At 49.1% G+C, this 14553-nt stretch carries 25 protein-coding genes and 1 pseudogene; 8 read left to right on the forward strand and 18 right to left on the reverse strand.

Annotation, left to right across the window (positions count from 1 at the left end):
• The 3 genes and pseudogenes from OGY10_RS20160 to OGY10_RS20170 form a co-directional block, all read right to left on the reverse strand.
• Positions 1-341: pseudogene (locus tag OGY10_RS20160) on the reverse strand (terminase large subunit); the annotation flags it as partial.
• Complete coding sequence (locus OGY10_RS20165) at positions 338-835, reverse strand: phage terminase small subunit P27 family (RefSeq protein WP_279275601.1); 498 nt, start codon at positions 833-835, stop codon at positions 338-340. The gene OGY10_RS20165 and the pseudogene OGY10_RS20160, both read right to left, overlap by 4 nt.
• 126 nt (positions 836-961) lie before the next feature.
• Positions 962-1312 carry an HNH endonuclease gene (locus OGY10_RS20170; RefSeq protein ID WP_286577299.1) on the reverse strand — a complete coding sequence of 117 codons (351 nt, stop codon included), beginning with the start codon at positions 1310-1312 and terminating at the stop codon, positions 962-964.
• Positions 1313-1410: 98 nt separating this feature from the next.
• Here OGY10_RS20170 and OGY10_RS20175 point away from each other — a divergent pair, with 98 nt between their 5' ends.
• On the forward strand, positions 1411-1800 hold the full coding sequence (locus tag OGY10_RS20175) for a DUF6173 family protein (protein ID WP_286577301.1): 390 nt from the start codon (positions 1411-1413) through the stop codon (positions 1798-1800).
• A gap of 47 nt (positions 1801-1847) precedes the next feature.
• Here OGY10_RS20175 and OGY10_RS20180 read toward each other — a convergent pair whose 3' ends face one another.
• From OGY10_RS20180 to OGY10_RS20245, 13 genes are all read right to left on the reverse strand, one after another.
• Positions 1848-2030: a hypothetical protein gene (locus OGY10_RS20180; RefSeq protein WP_286577303.1), complete on the reverse strand. Its 183-nt coding sequence runs from the start codon at positions 2028-2030 to the stop codon at positions 1848-1850.
• Positions 1987-2256, reverse strand: a complete 270-nt coding sequence (locus OGY10_RS20185) for a hypothetical protein (RefSeq protein WP_286577305.1) — start codon at positions 2254-2256, stop codon at positions 1987-1989. The genes OGY10_RS20180 and OGY10_RS20185 overlap by 44 nt, the downstream gene beginning before the upstream one ends.
• 7 nt (positions 2257-2263) lie before the next feature.
• Positions 2264-2878 carry a glycoside hydrolase family 19 protein gene (locus tag OGY10_RS20190; RefSeq protein WP_286577308.1) on the reverse strand — a complete coding sequence of 205 codons (615 nt, stop codon included), beginning with the start codon at positions 2876-2878 and terminating at the stop codon, positions 2264-2266.
• Entirely contained in the window at positions 2878-3159 is a 282-nt protein-coding gene (locus tag OGY10_RS20195) for a phage holin family protein (RefSeq protein WP_286577309.1), read from the reverse strand. The genes OGY10_RS20190 and OGY10_RS20195 overlap by 1 nt, the downstream gene beginning before the upstream one ends.
• A complete protein-coding gene (locus tag OGY10_RS20200; RefSeq protein WP_001294158.1) occupies positions 3146-3532 on the reverse strand; it encodes a phage holin family protein in 387 nt (128 codons plus the stop codon). Before OGY10_RS20200 ends, OGY10_RS20195 begins: the two co-directional genes overlap by 14 nt.
• 209 nt (positions 3533-3741) lie before the next feature.
• Positions 3742-4152, reverse strand: a complete 411-nt coding sequence (locus OGY10_RS20205; RefSeq protein ID WP_088731892.1) for an antiterminator Q family protein — start codon at positions 4150-4152, stop codon at positions 3742-3744.
• Positions 4142-4786: an MT-A70 family methyltransferase gene (locus tag OGY10_RS20210; RefSeq protein ID WP_286577313.1), complete on the reverse strand. Its 645-nt coding sequence runs from the start codon at positions 4784-4786 to the stop codon at positions 4142-4144. The genes OGY10_RS20205 and OGY10_RS20210 overlap by 11 nt, the downstream gene beginning before the upstream one ends.
• 154 nt (positions 4787-4940) lie before the next feature.
• Positions 4941-5585 carry a recombination protein NinG gene (locus tag OGY10_RS20215; protein WP_286577314.1) on the reverse strand — a complete coding sequence of 215 codons (645 nt, stop codon included), beginning with the start codon at positions 5583-5585 and terminating at the stop codon, positions 4941-4943.
• Positions 5555-6526 carry a DUF7146 domain-containing protein gene (locus OGY10_RS20220; RefSeq protein WP_286577316.1) on the reverse strand — a complete coding sequence of 324 codons (972 nt, stop codon included), beginning with the start codon at positions 6524-6526 and terminating at the stop codon, positions 5555-5557. The genes OGY10_RS20215 and OGY10_RS20220 overlap by 31 nt, the downstream gene beginning before the upstream one ends.
• A complete protein-coding gene (locus tag OGY10_RS20225) occupies positions 6523-8052 on the reverse strand; it encodes a DEAD/DEAH box helicase (protein ID WP_286577318.1) in 1530 nt (509 codons plus the stop codon). Before OGY10_RS20225 ends, OGY10_RS20220 begins: the two co-directional genes overlap by 4 nt.
• The gene (locus tag OGY10_RS20230) at positions 8045-8320 is read right to left on the reverse strand and encodes an NUMOD4 domain-containing protein (RefSeq protein ID WP_086550258.1); all 276 of its coding nucleotides are present in this window, start codon (positions 8318-8320) and stop codon (positions 8045-8047) included. The genes OGY10_RS20225 and OGY10_RS20230 overlap by 8 nt, the downstream gene beginning before the upstream one ends.
• Positions 8321-8800: 480 nt before the next feature.
• Entirely contained in the window at positions 8801-9334 is a 534-nt protein-coding gene (locus OGY10_RS20240) for a YmfL family putative regulatory protein (protein ID WP_191234980.1), read from the reverse strand.
• Between the two features lie 28 nt (positions 9335-9362).
• Positions 9363-9560, reverse strand: coding sequence for a Cro/CI family transcriptional regulator (locus OGY10_RS20245; RefSeq protein WP_115643048.1), 198 nt, complete (start codon positions 9558-9560; stop codon positions 9363-9365).
• A 95-nt stretch (positions 9561-9655) separates the two neighbouring features.
• On the opposite strand from OGY10_RS20245, the gene OGY10_RS20250 reads away from it, so the two are divergent.
• Together OGY10_RS20250 and OGY10_RS20255 are read left to right on the forward strand one after the other, a co-directional pair.
• Positions 9656-10309, forward strand: coding sequence for a LexA family protein (locus OGY10_RS20250; RefSeq protein WP_247604438.1), 654 nt, complete (start codon positions 9656-9658; stop codon positions 10307-10309).
• 223 nt (positions 10310-10532) lie between these two features.
• Positions 10533-10772 carry a hypothetical protein gene (locus OGY10_RS20255; RefSeq protein ID WP_173781909.1) on the forward strand — a complete coding sequence of 80 codons (240 nt, stop codon included), beginning with the start codon at positions 10533-10535 and terminating at the stop codon, positions 10770-10772.
• Here the strand turns inward: OGY10_RS20255 and OGY10_RS20260 are convergent.
• A complete protein-coding gene (locus tag OGY10_RS20260) occupies positions 10750-10983 on the reverse strand; it encodes a hypothetical protein (RefSeq protein WP_173781910.1) in 234 nt (77 codons plus the stop codon). The genes OGY10_RS20255 and OGY10_RS20260 overlap by 23 nt on opposite strands.
• Positions 10984-11305: 322 nt before the next feature.
• Positions 11306-11881: a super-infection exclusion protein B gene (locus tag OGY10_RS20265; RefSeq protein ID WP_265877023.1), complete on the reverse strand. Its 576-nt coding sequence runs from the start codon at positions 11879-11881 to the stop codon at positions 11306-11308.
• Between the two features lie 215 nt (positions 11882-12096).
• On the opposite strand from OGY10_RS20265, the gene OGY10_RS20270 reads away from it, so the two are divergent.
• The 5 genes from OGY10_RS20270 (at position 12097) to OGY10_RS20290 (ending at position 14548) form a co-directional block, all read left to right on the forward strand.
• Positions 12097-12249: a hypothetical protein gene (locus OGY10_RS20270; protein ID WP_162875782.1), complete on the forward strand. Its 153-nt coding sequence runs from the start codon at positions 12097-12099 to the stop codon at positions 12247-12249.
• A 12-nt stretch (positions 12250-12261) separates the two neighbouring features.
• The gene (locus OGY10_RS20275; protein ID WP_000005081.1) at positions 12262-12621 is read left to right on the forward strand and encodes a YfdP family phage-associated protein; all 360 of its coding nucleotides are present in this window, start codon (positions 12262-12264) and stop codon (positions 12619-12621) included.
• Positions 12622-12664: 43 nt separating this feature from the next.
• Complete coding sequence (locus OGY10_RS20280; protein WP_127785585.1) at positions 12665-13477, forward strand: YfdQ family protein; 813 nt, start codon at positions 12665-12667, stop codon at positions 13475-13477.
• Positions 13478-13554: 77 nt separating this feature from the next.
• Positions 13555-14352: a ParB/RepB/Spo0J family partition protein gene (locus OGY10_RS20285; RefSeq protein ID WP_163208458.1), complete on the forward strand. Its 798-nt coding sequence runs from the start codon at positions 13555-13557 to the stop codon at positions 14350-14352.
• The gene (locus OGY10_RS20290) at positions 14339-14548 is read left to right on the forward strand and encodes a hypothetical protein (RefSeq protein WP_085048967.1); all 210 of its coding nucleotides are present in this window, start codon (positions 14339-14341) and stop codon (positions 14546-14548) included. Before OGY10_RS20285 ends, OGY10_RS20290 begins: the two co-directional genes overlap by 14 nt.
• The last annotated feature ends 5 nt before the right edge of the window (positions 14549-14553 follow it).

Here is a 14553-nt window from a genome sequence, read left to right on the forward strand (position 1 = left end):
TCCGTGTAAACCTCGCGAAATCGTCGAAGCTTCGACCCTTTCTGGACCCAGCCAAAGGCGCAGCACACAATAAACAGTTGCCATGCCTCCAGAGTGATCGGCATCCGCTTGAATGCCCACTCTCCTTTTGTATGTGGCAACAACTGGATAAATTTCGCGGCCTTTTCTGCCATGTCTTTATCGAAGCGGTAACGAAATTTCTTACTCTTTTCAGCCGCCATGTCATCGATATGACGCTGGCAGGCCTGAATGACAAACTGGCACGCCGGAATTTTCCCCCGCACAACGTTGCGGGCGTATTGATTCGCGGCGTTTACGTTGGGGTACGATTTCCGGCTCATGAGTTGATCATCTTCAGGAAGGGGTTAGAGGTTTTCTTCTGTCCGGCAAGGCCGATCAGTCGTTGACGACTGCTGGGGTCAAGGCCAAGCATGGATCCGGTAGAACTCATCTCCGATTCCTGCTCTTTCTTTGCGGTTAACTCAGGGTTTTTTATCTTCCCCCCCATAGCACCAGTGATAGACAGCCCCTCTCTGGCGATATTTTTAACCGCTCTGCGCCAGAACTCATAGGCAACACACCAGCGCTCAAGTACGGCAAGATCGGTAACACAGAGTAGTCCCTGTCCACATAATTCTTTCGTGGTCAGTTCCCACATGATGGCTGCCATTGGCAAACCTTCATCCTCAGAAAACCAGTCAGGTGGTGCCACACCTTTAATCGGTGTGAATACAGGTTCCTCTTTATTCAGGGCTCGTTTGCCGGGGTTTCCTGCCAGCTCCTTGCGCGCCGTTGGCTTGGGACGACGCCCGGAACGCCCCGCCGTTCCAGCCATAAGCGACACTCCTGGTTAAATTTCATTTTTCGCGGGTATAAAAATACGAGGAGGCGGGCAGTCCGGAAGGCGCGCGGTCGCAGAGATTTGACCTCCCCCTCCCCAGAGTGATGATGACATTGATTCTCACTTGAGCCGCTCACGCGCGGTCTTCGCGGCGTGACACGACCAGCACAGGCTCTCAAGGTTACTGTCATCATCAGTACCACCATGAGCCTTCGCCTTGATGTGGTCCACACAGGAAGCCTGCTTTACAACCCCCTGACGCAGATGATTCTGGCACAGACCTTTGTCACGCTTCAGTATGCGACAGCGTATGACTTCCCACTTCGTACCATACCCACGCTGATGCCGGGTTTGCCTTGGTTTGTAGGATTTCCAGCCCTCGCCTTTGTGGGATGCGCAGTAACCGGATGGATCTGTAGTAGTAGAACGACAGCCGCGAACACGGCAAGCTTTAGGCGTTCGTGGTGGCATATGGAAAACTCCGGATAGAAATCATGATGAAAACCATGTTATTTAGTAGTGTGTTAAACCGTTAAGTAACAATGGTTATGCTCGTAAAGGACACCCTAATGACAAATAACTACATGAATGATTATCTAAAATACTCACAGCCATATATTCCAAAGGACAATAATCTTGCAAATGAATTTCATCGACGCCTTATATGCTGGATAAATGATTTTCACCGTGAACTAGAAGATGATTATGAGGTTGGAGGACAACTAGCCAGCTTTGGTAAAAACATTGAATTTCATTTCACTGATATAGGCTATTGGAATCCATCATTAATTTCTTTTATTGGTACTTTGGAGGATGGAAGTCCTGTGGAACTTGTTCAGCATGTGTCTCAAATAAATGTCCTGTTAATCCGAAAAAAACGCTTGTGCTTAGAGACCCCTAAAAGACCGATTGGATTTGCTGATTGGGGTGAATACGACTCCTTTAAAGGAGACAATTGATATATTTTATGCGGGCGATAATTGCCCGCAATTTCTCATGTTTGCCTTCATAACTTACTAGTGCAGTTGCGCTGCACGGATTTGTTATGTGCCAGAATGTCCCGCTTCGTTTGCTTATCCAGTACAGCAATATCGTGCTCGGTGAGGTAAATGATGCTTACCCAGTCACAGGCCGTGTCCGTTACTTCAGGTTTTGCGGGTAAAGTTTTCGAGCAACTCACGGTCAACATCGTCATCAGGAAGATGATTAACAGTCTGCTGTACATCCCTGGCTCCTTTTGTTGTTTCTACCCGGCGATCTGCAACGGCTTCAGTAGCTGCTGCACGTTCTTCAGTGCGTTGCTGGTCCGCTTTTGTTTCGGCGATACTGGTACCGCGTGATTTACCCAGACCAAAAGCACCTGCAATTGCAGCCAGTACAGCAACAGCCAGGCCGATAATCATTTCAAGTCCCATAGCGACCTCATACCAGTGCGGCTTTTGCTTTGGCGTAACGTTCACGGCGATCTTTACTGCCGTTCTGTCCGCCGTTAATAATCTGCGTTACGCGTTCCACATCACCCGAATACATTAGGCAACCGCGTAACGTGAAGTACCACGCCGCCGAACGGGCCGCATGTCGCTCTTGCGTTAGCAATTCTGGTGTACTGACAAGGTCAAGCTTCAGCGCCACACCGCATTTGGTGTAGTTCTCACGGCCGGTGATTTGAAGCAGGCCACGACCGCGATATTTCCAGCCGTCACCCTGGCTGTTATTCCCCATGCGGTCACCGTAAACCAGATTGGCTATTTGTGGCTGGTGAGCGACCTGTTTGCCATCGACACGCCCCAGCATTTCGCACTGGTACGGCGTCAGGCGCTTACCAAAGGTTTTCTTCAGCCCTTCAACCGAATAGTTAAAACTCTCTGCCAGTGAGGTAAAGCCAGCAGACTCATGCCCGACTTGTGCAATGAACATGGCCTGATCATTAACTGCTGTAATGCCAAACTCTCTCATTGCCGCATCAATGTGCGGAAACCAGAGTGCAGAAAGCCCGGCGCTGATACCAGCCGCCTGCTGAAATTGTGATTGGTTCATTATTGCCTCAGATGATCAACCAGGCGTGCCACGTTGCCTCTGACGGCGAACAGCACAGACAGGAAAATAATGTTGGCCCCGATAGTGGCCCACGATGAATAAGGGTAGATACCGCACAGATACGCCAGCGGTACGGCGCTATAAATGACCGTAAGCAGCCAGGCTAAGCGAGATATCCACGGTCGATGTCGCGAATCGCCGCGACGGTAAAACATCAGGGTCAGCACTACCCCAGCGCAAAGCAGCGCATTGATTGTTGCCGATGGGTCATTTAGTACCACCTGAACCTCCCCGGCGCGTTATCAGCGCCACCAGCGAGCCGATATCCTGATTATTCAGGAACGTCAGGATTTTGACGGCTAAAGCAGAAACGATTACGGCACCGATGGCATCCAGCGGTTTATCGCTATATCCCGTAAGGGCTGACAATTTAGCCCCAACTAATCCAGCGCAGAGCATTCCGGCAATATATGACACGATGAAATATGCCAATCGGCGTGAAGTGCTCAAATCAGCAGCTGATGCTATGTAGAAAACAGAACCAGCAAATGCACCGAACACAACACCATAATCTGTTCCGGTTAACAGTCCGTAAACACTCGCCCCAGTTAAAGCGCCACCAGCTAAGCCTGTGCCGGTTATTGGTTCGGACATCTGTCCCCCTCAATTACTGTGAATCCTCTCAGAAACGAGGGGAAAGGGTTCAGGCCGCAAGCTCATGCGGTCACGGTTAATCTGCAGTTTTTAGCCTGGGCCTGAAATGAAAAAACCCCGCCGATTGGCGAGGTTCTGAAATATTTAAGTTCGCGTCTAAGTGACCACTCTTAACAGCTTATTCATATTTTTACGTACGTAAACTATTTTTATGCAGCCGCAACAATTTTTCCTTCAGGAATAAATGACACCTCGACATCCATTTCAAGTTTCACTTCAAGCATCATCAGCATTCCTTCAATTATTCCTTCTCCCTTCTGTAGTTTTTTACCTATATGACCATCAGAGCAATTATGTTTTTTTGCCAGCGACATGAATGTCATTCCAAACAGATAATAGTCCACCAGCAAATCATGAAGCTCACTATTGCCTTTGTTCAGTCGGGCCATACAGCCACAGATAACCATCGCATCATCATCACAGCACTGAACGCGGGATTTGGTCTTTGCTGGTATGAGTCCTTTAAAGCCAGCCGCAATATGAGCCCATGTAACGTCTTCACTGTTGTTTGCTGCCCAAGCGCCCCAGCGCTCCATTACCATTTGGATATTACGCTGCATGGTTCACCTCTTTTATCTGGCCCGTAATCATTTCAATGCTGTTGTTGCATTCGTTTCCCCAGCGGTCCCATCCGTTCCACTCTTCCCGAGCGAATATTTCGATTCTTTTCACATCGCCGTATAATTGTTCCAGTCGGTTCCTTACTTCCCACGGCTTTGCGCTATGTTCGCCCAAGCAGGTATGCACAACCTGTTTTACTGACGCGCTGGCGCGTTGTAATCCAGTTCCTCTGGTAGCAATCAGCACATCCTCGGTGTTGCTGCGGGTATGATTGCCACCGTTCATGCGGGTTTCACGGTCCAGCATTTCAAGCAGATCGTTAAAGTCCACCAGCTCTCCAGCGATCAATGCCTTATTGAAGCGATCAGCAGCGTTCTGGTTCAGCTTCACCCACGTAAAGCCCTTCATCGTTCTAACCCGGAATCCCCATGATTCAGCCAGTTCTACAGCCTCGCGGTTATGGGTCCCGGTGTACCACATCGCCAGTACAGCGTTTTCAGCAGCCAGTGACCAGACGGGAAGGCGTTTAAGCTCTTCCATGCTCATAGTGCTGTAATGATTACAGGCCGCACCGTTGCTGATTCTGTTGCCGTATTCCCACGGTGGATCGCAGTAGATAAGGTCATAGCTCATCTGAACCCCCTGAATATTACGAAAGGCCACAAGGCACCAAGAATGATTGCGCTCAGAGCTATATTTCCTGAGGCCTGCGTTTGTTTTAATCGGTTGTGCATATATTCTGCTGTTGCACCAGACATAAACGCATAGATGATCAGTAGCACTGTAATCATGCTGCCCTCTGCTTTTTCAGTTCGCGGGTTTTACGGCGGTAAGTAGCCGCAATATCTTCAAGCTCTTCTCGTGAGTAGTGCTTCGCCTCGTGTGGGCCTTCCAGCCATTCCACCAGCTCGATACCAAACCATTCGATTAGCGTTGCTCTGTAGCGCTCGTGTACCGTCTTGTTTTTAGCGGTAAAGCGACCAGCACCGCCGTTGCAGGCCTTGCACTGGCGATAAGCGTTCTTCTCTTCAAAACGCAGTTCAGGACGTGACCCAACGCTGAGGAAATGACCACAATCCCACTGACCGCCGAAAATCATCGGAGGATGGTATGTGCCGCAGGACGGGCAAGGCTTGCCTTCATCACGTTCGCGAATAAAAGCGTTAAACGCCGTTTGGGCCTTACTGACAAAGTACCCACGAGGCTGGAGTGCCTTCTTACGAATCTTCAGGCTAACCTTTCTCTCTGCTTCCGCCTTCCTGGCTTTCAGCGCACGGTTGTAGTCAATCGCACAGCGAGGGCCGCACACTTTCTGCAGGTTACGATCTGGGGTGAATGTCTTTCCGCACTGAGCGCATACCTTGGGTTTGTACACCTTTAGCTTTTGTCTGGCTGGCTTCTTCACTGCTTCATCCCCTTGTGGAATACCCATTCGAATACTTCGGAGCCATTTAGCAGCAGATCGTTAAAGTCACCCTGTGCAGGCCAGCGGACGGATACAGTCTCCAGATCGTTCTTCGCATGCAGGTTGGCAGCAGCACATTCAAATGCAGCAGCATGACCGGCACCGTTTGAGTCAGCATCAGCAAAAATAATCAGGTTCTTTACCCCGGCAGGAACACGGAACTTCTTCATGAAAGCGGTATTCATCGTTGCCCAGGTATGACACTTGGTTATCTGATGGCAGGCCAGCGCGGTTTCGATACCTTCAGCAATACCCAGCGTGGAGGATGTGGGAAACATGCGGATGGCGACGGATTTGGCAAACTCCAGGTAACTATCCTCCTGCAGCTTCATCATCTTCTTGGCTGCGCCGCCTGTTTGCGCTTTCTTGTCCCCGTCAAGCAGGGTGCGGTGCAGGTAGCAAAGTTCGCCTTTATCGTCAGTCGCCAGCGCGTAGATAGCCTGGAGGTTTTTACCGTCTACCGGCTGTTTGTCGCAGAATCTGACGCTTTCGGCTGGAAGAGTGTTAAGCCCTCTCCCCTTCAGGTAACTGTCTGCACTGGTCCCACGCAGCGGGATAAGCTTTGCAAATTTACGGCTTACCTTCTCACGCTGCTGCGCCAGCGATGTGCGTACCGGGTTTACACTGGTGCGATCTAAGGTGTATTCATTGCCGATCAGCCTGTCTATCTCAGAGGCCAGAACCTTAAATTCTTTCCCTGTTTTTGCTGTCAGCAGTGCCCAGCCATCACCTGAACCACAAACGCAGATATATGACCCGGTACCGTTTTTATTGTCACAACGGAATTTTCCCTTACGACCACACAGAGGACATTCCCCTTTAAGGTGGTTTTTCCCGGTAATTCCAGGAAGACCGTAGTGTTTGTATATCTCAGCCCAGCGACCAATGGCGGCTTGTTTGGTATTCATGCGGCTTCCCCTTGTTTCTCTTTACGTTTCGCGAAGGCGATAAGTTTTGATTTGATGAAATTCGTCACTTCAGGTGTGATTTGCTGCGGGGTGTGATGTAACCCTCTCGGCCATACTCCGAATTTTTGGCGATAGGTATGCGCACACCATCCGTCACTGACAGGGCGTCCCTGTGCTGCGCGGGTGCGCTGATAGAAAAGAATCTGAGACCACCATGATTGCTTCTGCTCGGCGGTGTATTTAACTTCCGCTTTGCTGACCTTTGTCAGTCCACGGGATTTGTCTGTTTCAACGTCTTCCCCGGCCAGCGGTTTAAAACCACATTTCGGGCAGATATAAATTCCGGCAGGTTTCACGTAGTGACACTGGCTGCACTCTTTCGGCAGTTTCTCCGGTTCGTCGGTCTTGGTAACGCGCTGCGGCGCTTCTTCCATGCCGTCAGACGACGAAGGGAGATAGTCATATTCAATATCATCGGGATAACCCAGCTTGTTGACTGTGCCGCTGTGGTCGAAGATGAGGCAGTGATCTTTGCCAGGGGCCGCACGTAATCCACGCCCGAGCGTCTGAATCCAGCGAATTTCACTTTTAGTCGGTCGGGCAAAGATGATGCAGCGAACATCACTGTCGAACCCGGCTACCAGTACACCAACGTTGATGATGATTTTGGTAATGCCCTGCTCGAAGCGACGAATAGTCAACTGACGTTCATCATGGGGTGTGCTTGCCGTCATGACTTCAACGGTCACTCCGGCGCGGGAAAACTCCATCGTGACGTAGTTCGCATGGGCCACATCAACGCAGAAACAGATTGTTGGGCGATCCTGCCCGTTCTCCAGCCAGTTTTTCACTATGTCGCCAACCAGTTTGGCTTCACTCATAACCTTACTGAGCTGGCCTTCCTTGTAGTCGCTGCCATAACCAGCAACGTAAGACGTTTCCACTCCAGAGAGATCGGGGTGTGACGGCGCGTAAAACTCGTATTTGCTCAGTGCGCCAATCGCGATCAGTTCCTTCATCGTTGTTGGCTTAATCAGGCGCTGATAGTAATTGCCCAGGAACTTGGCGAAAGGCGTACCGGAAAGACCGACCACTTTCGTTTTTGTGTTGCGGGTCAGGTTGTCGATAACCTCCAGCAACTTTTTTCGCTTCAGGTGGGCTTCGTCAACGATCAGCAGGTCGATGTTGTCCGGGAATTCACGGCGAATGAGTGTATCGGCGCTGGCAATCTGAATAAGCGCTGTCGGGTTATATGACGGGTGATCACGCCAGACATAACTGATCTCTTCGCCAGGAAGACCATATTCCATGAATCGGGTGGCAGTCTGGTCAAGCAGTACCGTATATGGGGCCACAAACATTACGCGCATTTCGCGGCTGACAAAGCCATCAGTGATCAGCGCGGCAATAGCTGTTTTGCCGAAACCAACCGGGGCATAGAGCATGAACGAATTATTCTGCTTCCATGCGCCGCGCAACATGTTGAGTGCGACGATCTGCTTCTCACGAGGCTGGATGTTAAGCATTGGTTGATACCTCCCCGAATGCTTTAGCAACCAGATCGGCAATGACAAACTTCTCGCGCTGACGCTGAACGGACAACGTAACCGTTTTGGTACCGTCTTTACGCATGCGGCCTTTGAGAAAACCGCCGTGAATGTGACGAATAAAATATTCAGAGTTAGCCAGGCGCGGAATGCTGCGAACACGGCCAAGATTGCTGACTTCATAAGCTTTTGAATAAAGCTCAACTGGAACAGGGGCCCATTTTTCGTTAGCGTCTGAATAAATCATTTCATCTCCTTTTGGATGTCTAAATGTCTGGATTTCCAAGAGACGTTTTAACCCCATACAGTGATCTGTCTGTTAGATCGATCTCTTCTGGTAAAGCTGTTCCAGCCCTTCGGGCTAAAACCCAACACCGCCCCCTTTCCCCCAACCCAGTATCAAAAATTCATACCCTGGGTGGGAGCGAGGTATATCCCCTGACCGCTGGGGTATATCTCGTGCAAAACTCTCGCAATCGGCGGTTTGCCGTTCGTCGTGCTGCGTTCTGCTGCCGGAAAGACACCGGTTCTGCGTCGAAAGCCTCCTGGTACGCCTGCGCATACGCCATCGCGATTTTTTCCCGCATACCAGCCGGGAGTGTTGCTAACTGCTGTTTAATCCACGGGGCGTCCTCACGAGAAAAAACCGTGGGCATAGTCACGTGAAAATATTCGTCCTGATACATAAGCCCTCCTGCGTCACGTTTGTGAGCCGGGCATAGACTGATTAGTCTGGAGGTCTGGAAACCTCATCAGGGGCACAGAAGACCCGGAATAACAGCGTCAGGTGTTCCTGCCATTTGGTCATAACCTGATAGCTGTTCTCTTCAATCTGAGCGCGTTCAGCGGCGTCGATGACTCCGTCTGCTGTAGCTTTACGGATGTACTGAGAGTGCCTGCCGATCCACTCGATGGATTCCATCAGACGCTGATTGATGTCGGCGTTATCAACATCATCAACATCTGCCAGCGGCACAAACAGACCGTTCGAGTTCCGGGCAACAGCATTTGCGATATGGCTTGATCCACCAGCAGCCTGCAAGACCATCGCCCATCCCAACGGGAAGATTTGATCACCAGTAGTGCGGAGTCGGTTATGCAGAGGATCGGTTGCAGGTGTTACGTCATCAGACTTGTATACACCCAGAATTTCCGCAGCTTCTTCATAGCCACCAGGTAAATCAGCGATAGTTCTCCTGATCGCAGCCACCAGCCATGCAGGCTGTTTTTCAACTTTTTTCCACTCTGGTTGATTACCCACGACTCACCTCTTAATACTGTGGTTACTGTCACGCTGCGGATTCGTTAGTCTTGTCGTATGACTTAGAGTCAAAGGTCAGCGCACCGTCTGTTTGTTTTTCAGCTAGCAGTGCGTACTGCCAAGGGACAATTTCTTTCCAAAGACTTACCGTGGATTTAGAAACCCCTAGTGCTTTTGCAGCAGCTGTCGCTGTTCCAAAGTGACTGATTAGATCTCGCTTTAACATTTTCCTCTCCGAGGTAAGAATGATGAAAATTAGTTTAACGTTTCAAACTAAAAATAGTCAAGAAATTAAACAACAATCTGTTTAATTATTTAAACATGAACACTGAAGGCATGAGCGACCGCATAGCGCGGCGTATGAAAGCGCTAAAGCTGAAGAGCACGCATCTTATGGCAGCTACTGGCGCGTCAAAGGGCACCGTGAGCCAATGGGTAAACGGAGGAACTGAACCATCCGCAAGATATTTAAGTAAACTGGCGGGTGTTCTCGGTGTAAGCGAACGCTGGCTAACTGAAGGCGGTTTGATTGAAGAGACAACAGGAAATGCGGAACCAGGCCCTGACCTGCGGCGGCGTGTTCCTCTAATTTCATCAGTACAGGCAGGTAACTGGAGAGAAATGATTCAAGGGAATTGGGATGAAGTTACTCAATGGATCGAGACTACCGCAAAGGTTTCTCCTTATTCATTCTCCTTACGAGTATCAGGCGATTCTATGTCTGCGCCTTCAGGCAGTGGAATTTCGCTACCTGATGGTTCGATTGTCATAGTTGATCCTGAAGTAGAAGCCACGAATGGAAGAATCGTTGTCGCACGCATTAATGGAACCAATGAAACTACAGTCAAGAAATTAGCTATTGATGGTCCAAACATCTACTTAATGCCATTGAACCCAGCTTTTCAACCCATGCAGATAGACTCTACCTGTGAGATCGTTGGTGTCTGCGTGCGCGTAGAAATGGATTTGCTTTAAACATTTAAAACTCCCCTCCTGACAAACCAGCCTCGTGCTGGTTTTTTTTCGTCCCATTCCATCAAGTTTCATTATTTAAACAATTTTATTGACAGTTTTGTTTGAAAGATTAAACTCACTATCAACAACAGCGAACAGGCAGGACGCCCACGAAGTAGCCGCCGGTGGCGTATGAATGACCGGATGATTCGCATATGTGATTTTGACAATTAATGAGGTGGTTATGCAGAAGAGCAAGCCAGGACGAATGATTGAGATTCGGGTAAACGGGGCATTGCTGGGCAGTATCGACACCAGCAAGGCTGTTGCCGCTGATTACATTTGCTTTATGCAGACTGTCTCAGAGTCCCTGATGCACATCGAATCACTTGAGCGTGAAGCGAATGCATCAGGGAAAACTATCAAACACGCCTGTTTTCGTTCTTTGGGCGCCATACAAATTACAGAGACCAAAGGTCTTTAATGAAGCTATCAACGCGGATTGTTCCTGCGCCTCTGGCTTCTCTTAAAAAATGATTAACGACCTCGTCCGATATGAGCGTGTTCCATTTTTTATAGCTGTGACCAGGAAAGTATTCACCAAAGATGGATTCAACGGCAGCTTCTCCCGTTTTGACGTCTGGAATCATGTTGTTTTGATGAAGGCATTTAGCAATAAGCGTTGATTTAAGCATTTGAAAATCTTCTTGGTTGTGTGGAAACACCAAGATACCACCGAGCCTGATGTGGTGAAAAGACAGGCACGCTCTTTAACAATCAGCAAAGTCGGAACAGCACATGAAACCTGTTTAGACCCCTGCGCTTTAATGCGACGTATCACCGGGTGCGATCCGGTCGGTGTGAGGGTTAGCCACGAATTTTCGTGCGTGAATGGGGAACACTGGCAGGGGAAGTGTGCAAGCGCAATCTGATTTATTCCAGCCCCTTCTGTATGAGGGGGTTGGGCTGAATCCACCAGCAACAAATAACGATTATTTGGATGAAACATAAATCTATTTACTTGGCTATTGGCCTCGGCTTTATCTCAATATTATAAGGATCAAAGCTAGCAACCAATTCAGTCCAATAAACATCCTCAATAGGAAACGAAATTAATTTCCCTTGCCACCGAGAAAAGGTTTTGTTTAGCACTCCAAGCTGGATTAGTTCTTCAATATGTGGGAACACAGTTTTTGTAATGACCGACTGGCGACCTTCATTAAGCGCTGCGCAGAGAACCATTGATTGAGCTTCCGTTAGATTTGCTATCACTGTACGAATTTTGTTGTCTCTTGCTCTTCGCTCCCGCTTTCTTCGCCAAGCGTGGTAGTTATTTAATGCAAACCTTGAAGCCTTTTGAATGTTAATGGCCAATAAAAAAGCTAATGCAAAAATCAACAGATGCCAAATATGAGGTATTCCTGTTTTTTCATCAACATAAGCTGCCCAGGAGTCTGGACTAAGCACCAAAAATGCAATCCAGAGGACGATCATATACATGGTTCTCTCAAGAGGTTCATTACTGAATACTCGCCCGAGAATTGCTAATGGCTCCATTTTTATGCTCTCAAACTGTTGGGGTTTGAAGATCATACATGAATTTCTCGCTGTAAGGGTAAAGGGGATTTTTTTATTAGTCTTATCCTTGGCGGCTATCTGGTCTTCAACCAACTCACAGGAGGATGAAGATAATGTTCTGACAGATAGCCGCCCTTTTTATTCAATGTGTCCGCTTCCGGTGTCGGCTGGGACTCCCTACCCAGCGCGGGTTCAACTCCTGCCGGATACCTAATCAAATGGTGACTTATATGACCTTCCGTAACGTTAATTTTTACTACGGCGACCTGATGCGCGTCACTCGTGGTGTGCAGGCTGTTCGTAATCCAAAAACAATCGCTAATTTCTGGCGGCGTAGCTGGTTATGCAGGTTACTCACTCAGAAAGGCGATCCTCGTTTATAACTGGAGATAACTATGTCAGAAACAAAGAACACCACACCATTCAGCCAGCAACTGGCTTATATCAATAAAGGCACACTGGATGCTGAACTGACCGAAGCGCTGGCCGAAGTGATTAAAGCAGTCCGCGAAACTGGCAAGAAAGGTGCGGTTACGCTGACTCTCAATTGCGCCATGCTGAATACCCGTGACGAAAACACCATGAAGGTCACGCCAAAAGTAACCCGAACCATCCCTGAACTGGACCGCGCCGATACCATCATGTTTGCAACCGCCGATGGCGATCTACTGCGTGACGATCCTGCGCAGACACAGCTTGATTTAAAGGTTATCGAACCTGCACCACAAACAGCACCTATCAAGCTGGCCCAGTAATACCCACCAAACAAACCATTCCAATCTGATAAGGAAATATTCAATGTCTCAAATTGAAGGCTCTGCCGTGCTCGACATTCGTGATCTGGTCTCTGCAACTCTGAAGACTGAGACGGACATCCCGTCAGTTGTTGTACCCGATGGCTTTGAAGTCAAATCCCTCGAAAGTCTGCAACTAGCTCCGTCGCGCATTCGTCAGAGCGCTAACCTGATTTCTCCGGGTTCGCTGATCGCTTACATCCAGCGATTCCGTGATGAACGTACTGTAGTTTTCGCGGATAAAACTAAAACGCGCATTGTCGCCGTGCTGGATTTCCACCAGAACGCTGATAATCCGAGCTGGGCTGCACATAAAGCTGTTTATGACTGCCCGTTCTCCGACGAATGGAAATCTTGGACTGCCAACGATGGCAGCAAAATGGACCAGATCAACTTCGCTGAATTCCTGGAAAACAATATTCAGAATGTTGCGCCGGTTAGTGATTCATACCATGGCCCGTCAGGTACTGAACTGCTCGAAATGGTTCTGGCATTCCAGGAGACTCGCAAATCTGAGTTTAAGTCTGTTAAACGCCTTTCTGATGGTACCTGCCAGTTCCAGTTCAGCGATGAAAAATCAGGTTCTGGTAATACCAAGATGCCGGAAAAAATCAGCCTGGCCATTTCGCCATTCCACAACGGCTCTCCTTACCAGGTCGATGCACGTATCCGCTACCGCCTGCGTGATGGTCAGTTGGTCCTCTGGTATGAGCTGATCGAACCGAAGAAAGTTGTTGAGCACGCATTCCAGGAAATCGTCACCGATATGGAAAGCCAACTCGGCGAAGACCTCCCTATCTACGAAGGCTCTGTTTAATCCCACCGTGTGTTGTTTTATGCGCCTGCCCTGCGGGCGCATAGCAAAGCACTCTCCCACTACATGAAGGAGTAACCATGCCCAGTTTAGGCCAGCTCTATAATGATAAAGACGCCGGGTTAACTACCCGCAAAACCTACAATGTTCCGCTGGATAAAATTTACGCCGAAGAAGGCTACAACGTTCGTGAACTTAATCGGGCGCATGTTGAAGAATTCCGCGATGCGTTTATTGCCGGTGAATACATCCCGCCGCTGGCCGTGGAAGTTACCGAGCGTGGCGTGAAGGTTATCGACGGTCATCACCGCTATCATGGTGCGCTGGCTGCTATCGAAATGGGCCACGACATTGTGCGCCTGGAATGCAAAGATTTCGTCGGTAGTGAAGCCGACAAAATCGCCTTCATGGTAACTAGCTCGCAAGGATTGGCGCTTACTCCTCTTGAACGTGGCGCTGCATATCATCGCCTTCAGAATCAGGGCTGGAGTCCTTCAGAAATAGCGGCAAAAGTTAAACGTTCTGAGTCCGATATTCTGCAACACCTTCAACTTCACGAATGCACCCCGTATATCAAAAAGCTCGTGCGTGATGGTTCCATGAATTATGCCATCGCGATCGGCATCTCCCGCGAGCATGGCGTGTACGCAGACCGTGAAGCTTCTCGCCTGATGAAGAAAGCTGAAGCCGCAGGTAAGAAAAAAATCACTAAAAGCATTGCCAGTCCTCAGTTTAATGCAGGAAAAGCCAGGAAGTTCCTGGAGCTTATTTCTTCATGTGCAAAGGACTCTGGCGAAGCGCTGACCATTGAAGTGCCACCAGCAATGCAGGCTGAAATTATCTCTATTCTTCGGGAATTTCGTCATGAAACAGTCTGATTTACCAAGATGCCCTGAGTGCGGAAACATGCCCGAATACTCGCTGAAACCCAATCATCTTGGCTGGGTTTGGGGTGGTATCAGATGCCCGTATGACCATTACAGTGTGAAGCTCAACGGACCGGCCAGTAGCCGGGCAAAGGCAGAAGAAACTCTGGCTCCGCAGTGGATTGCGTTGGTTGAAAAAGCAAGATAAGAGGT

It is taken from the genome of Citrobacter sp. Cpo148 (assembly GCF_030332375.1).
Classification (GTDB): Bacteria; Pseudomonadota; Gammaproteobacteria; order Enterobacterales; family Enterobacteriaceae; genus Citrobacter; species Citrobacter portucalensis.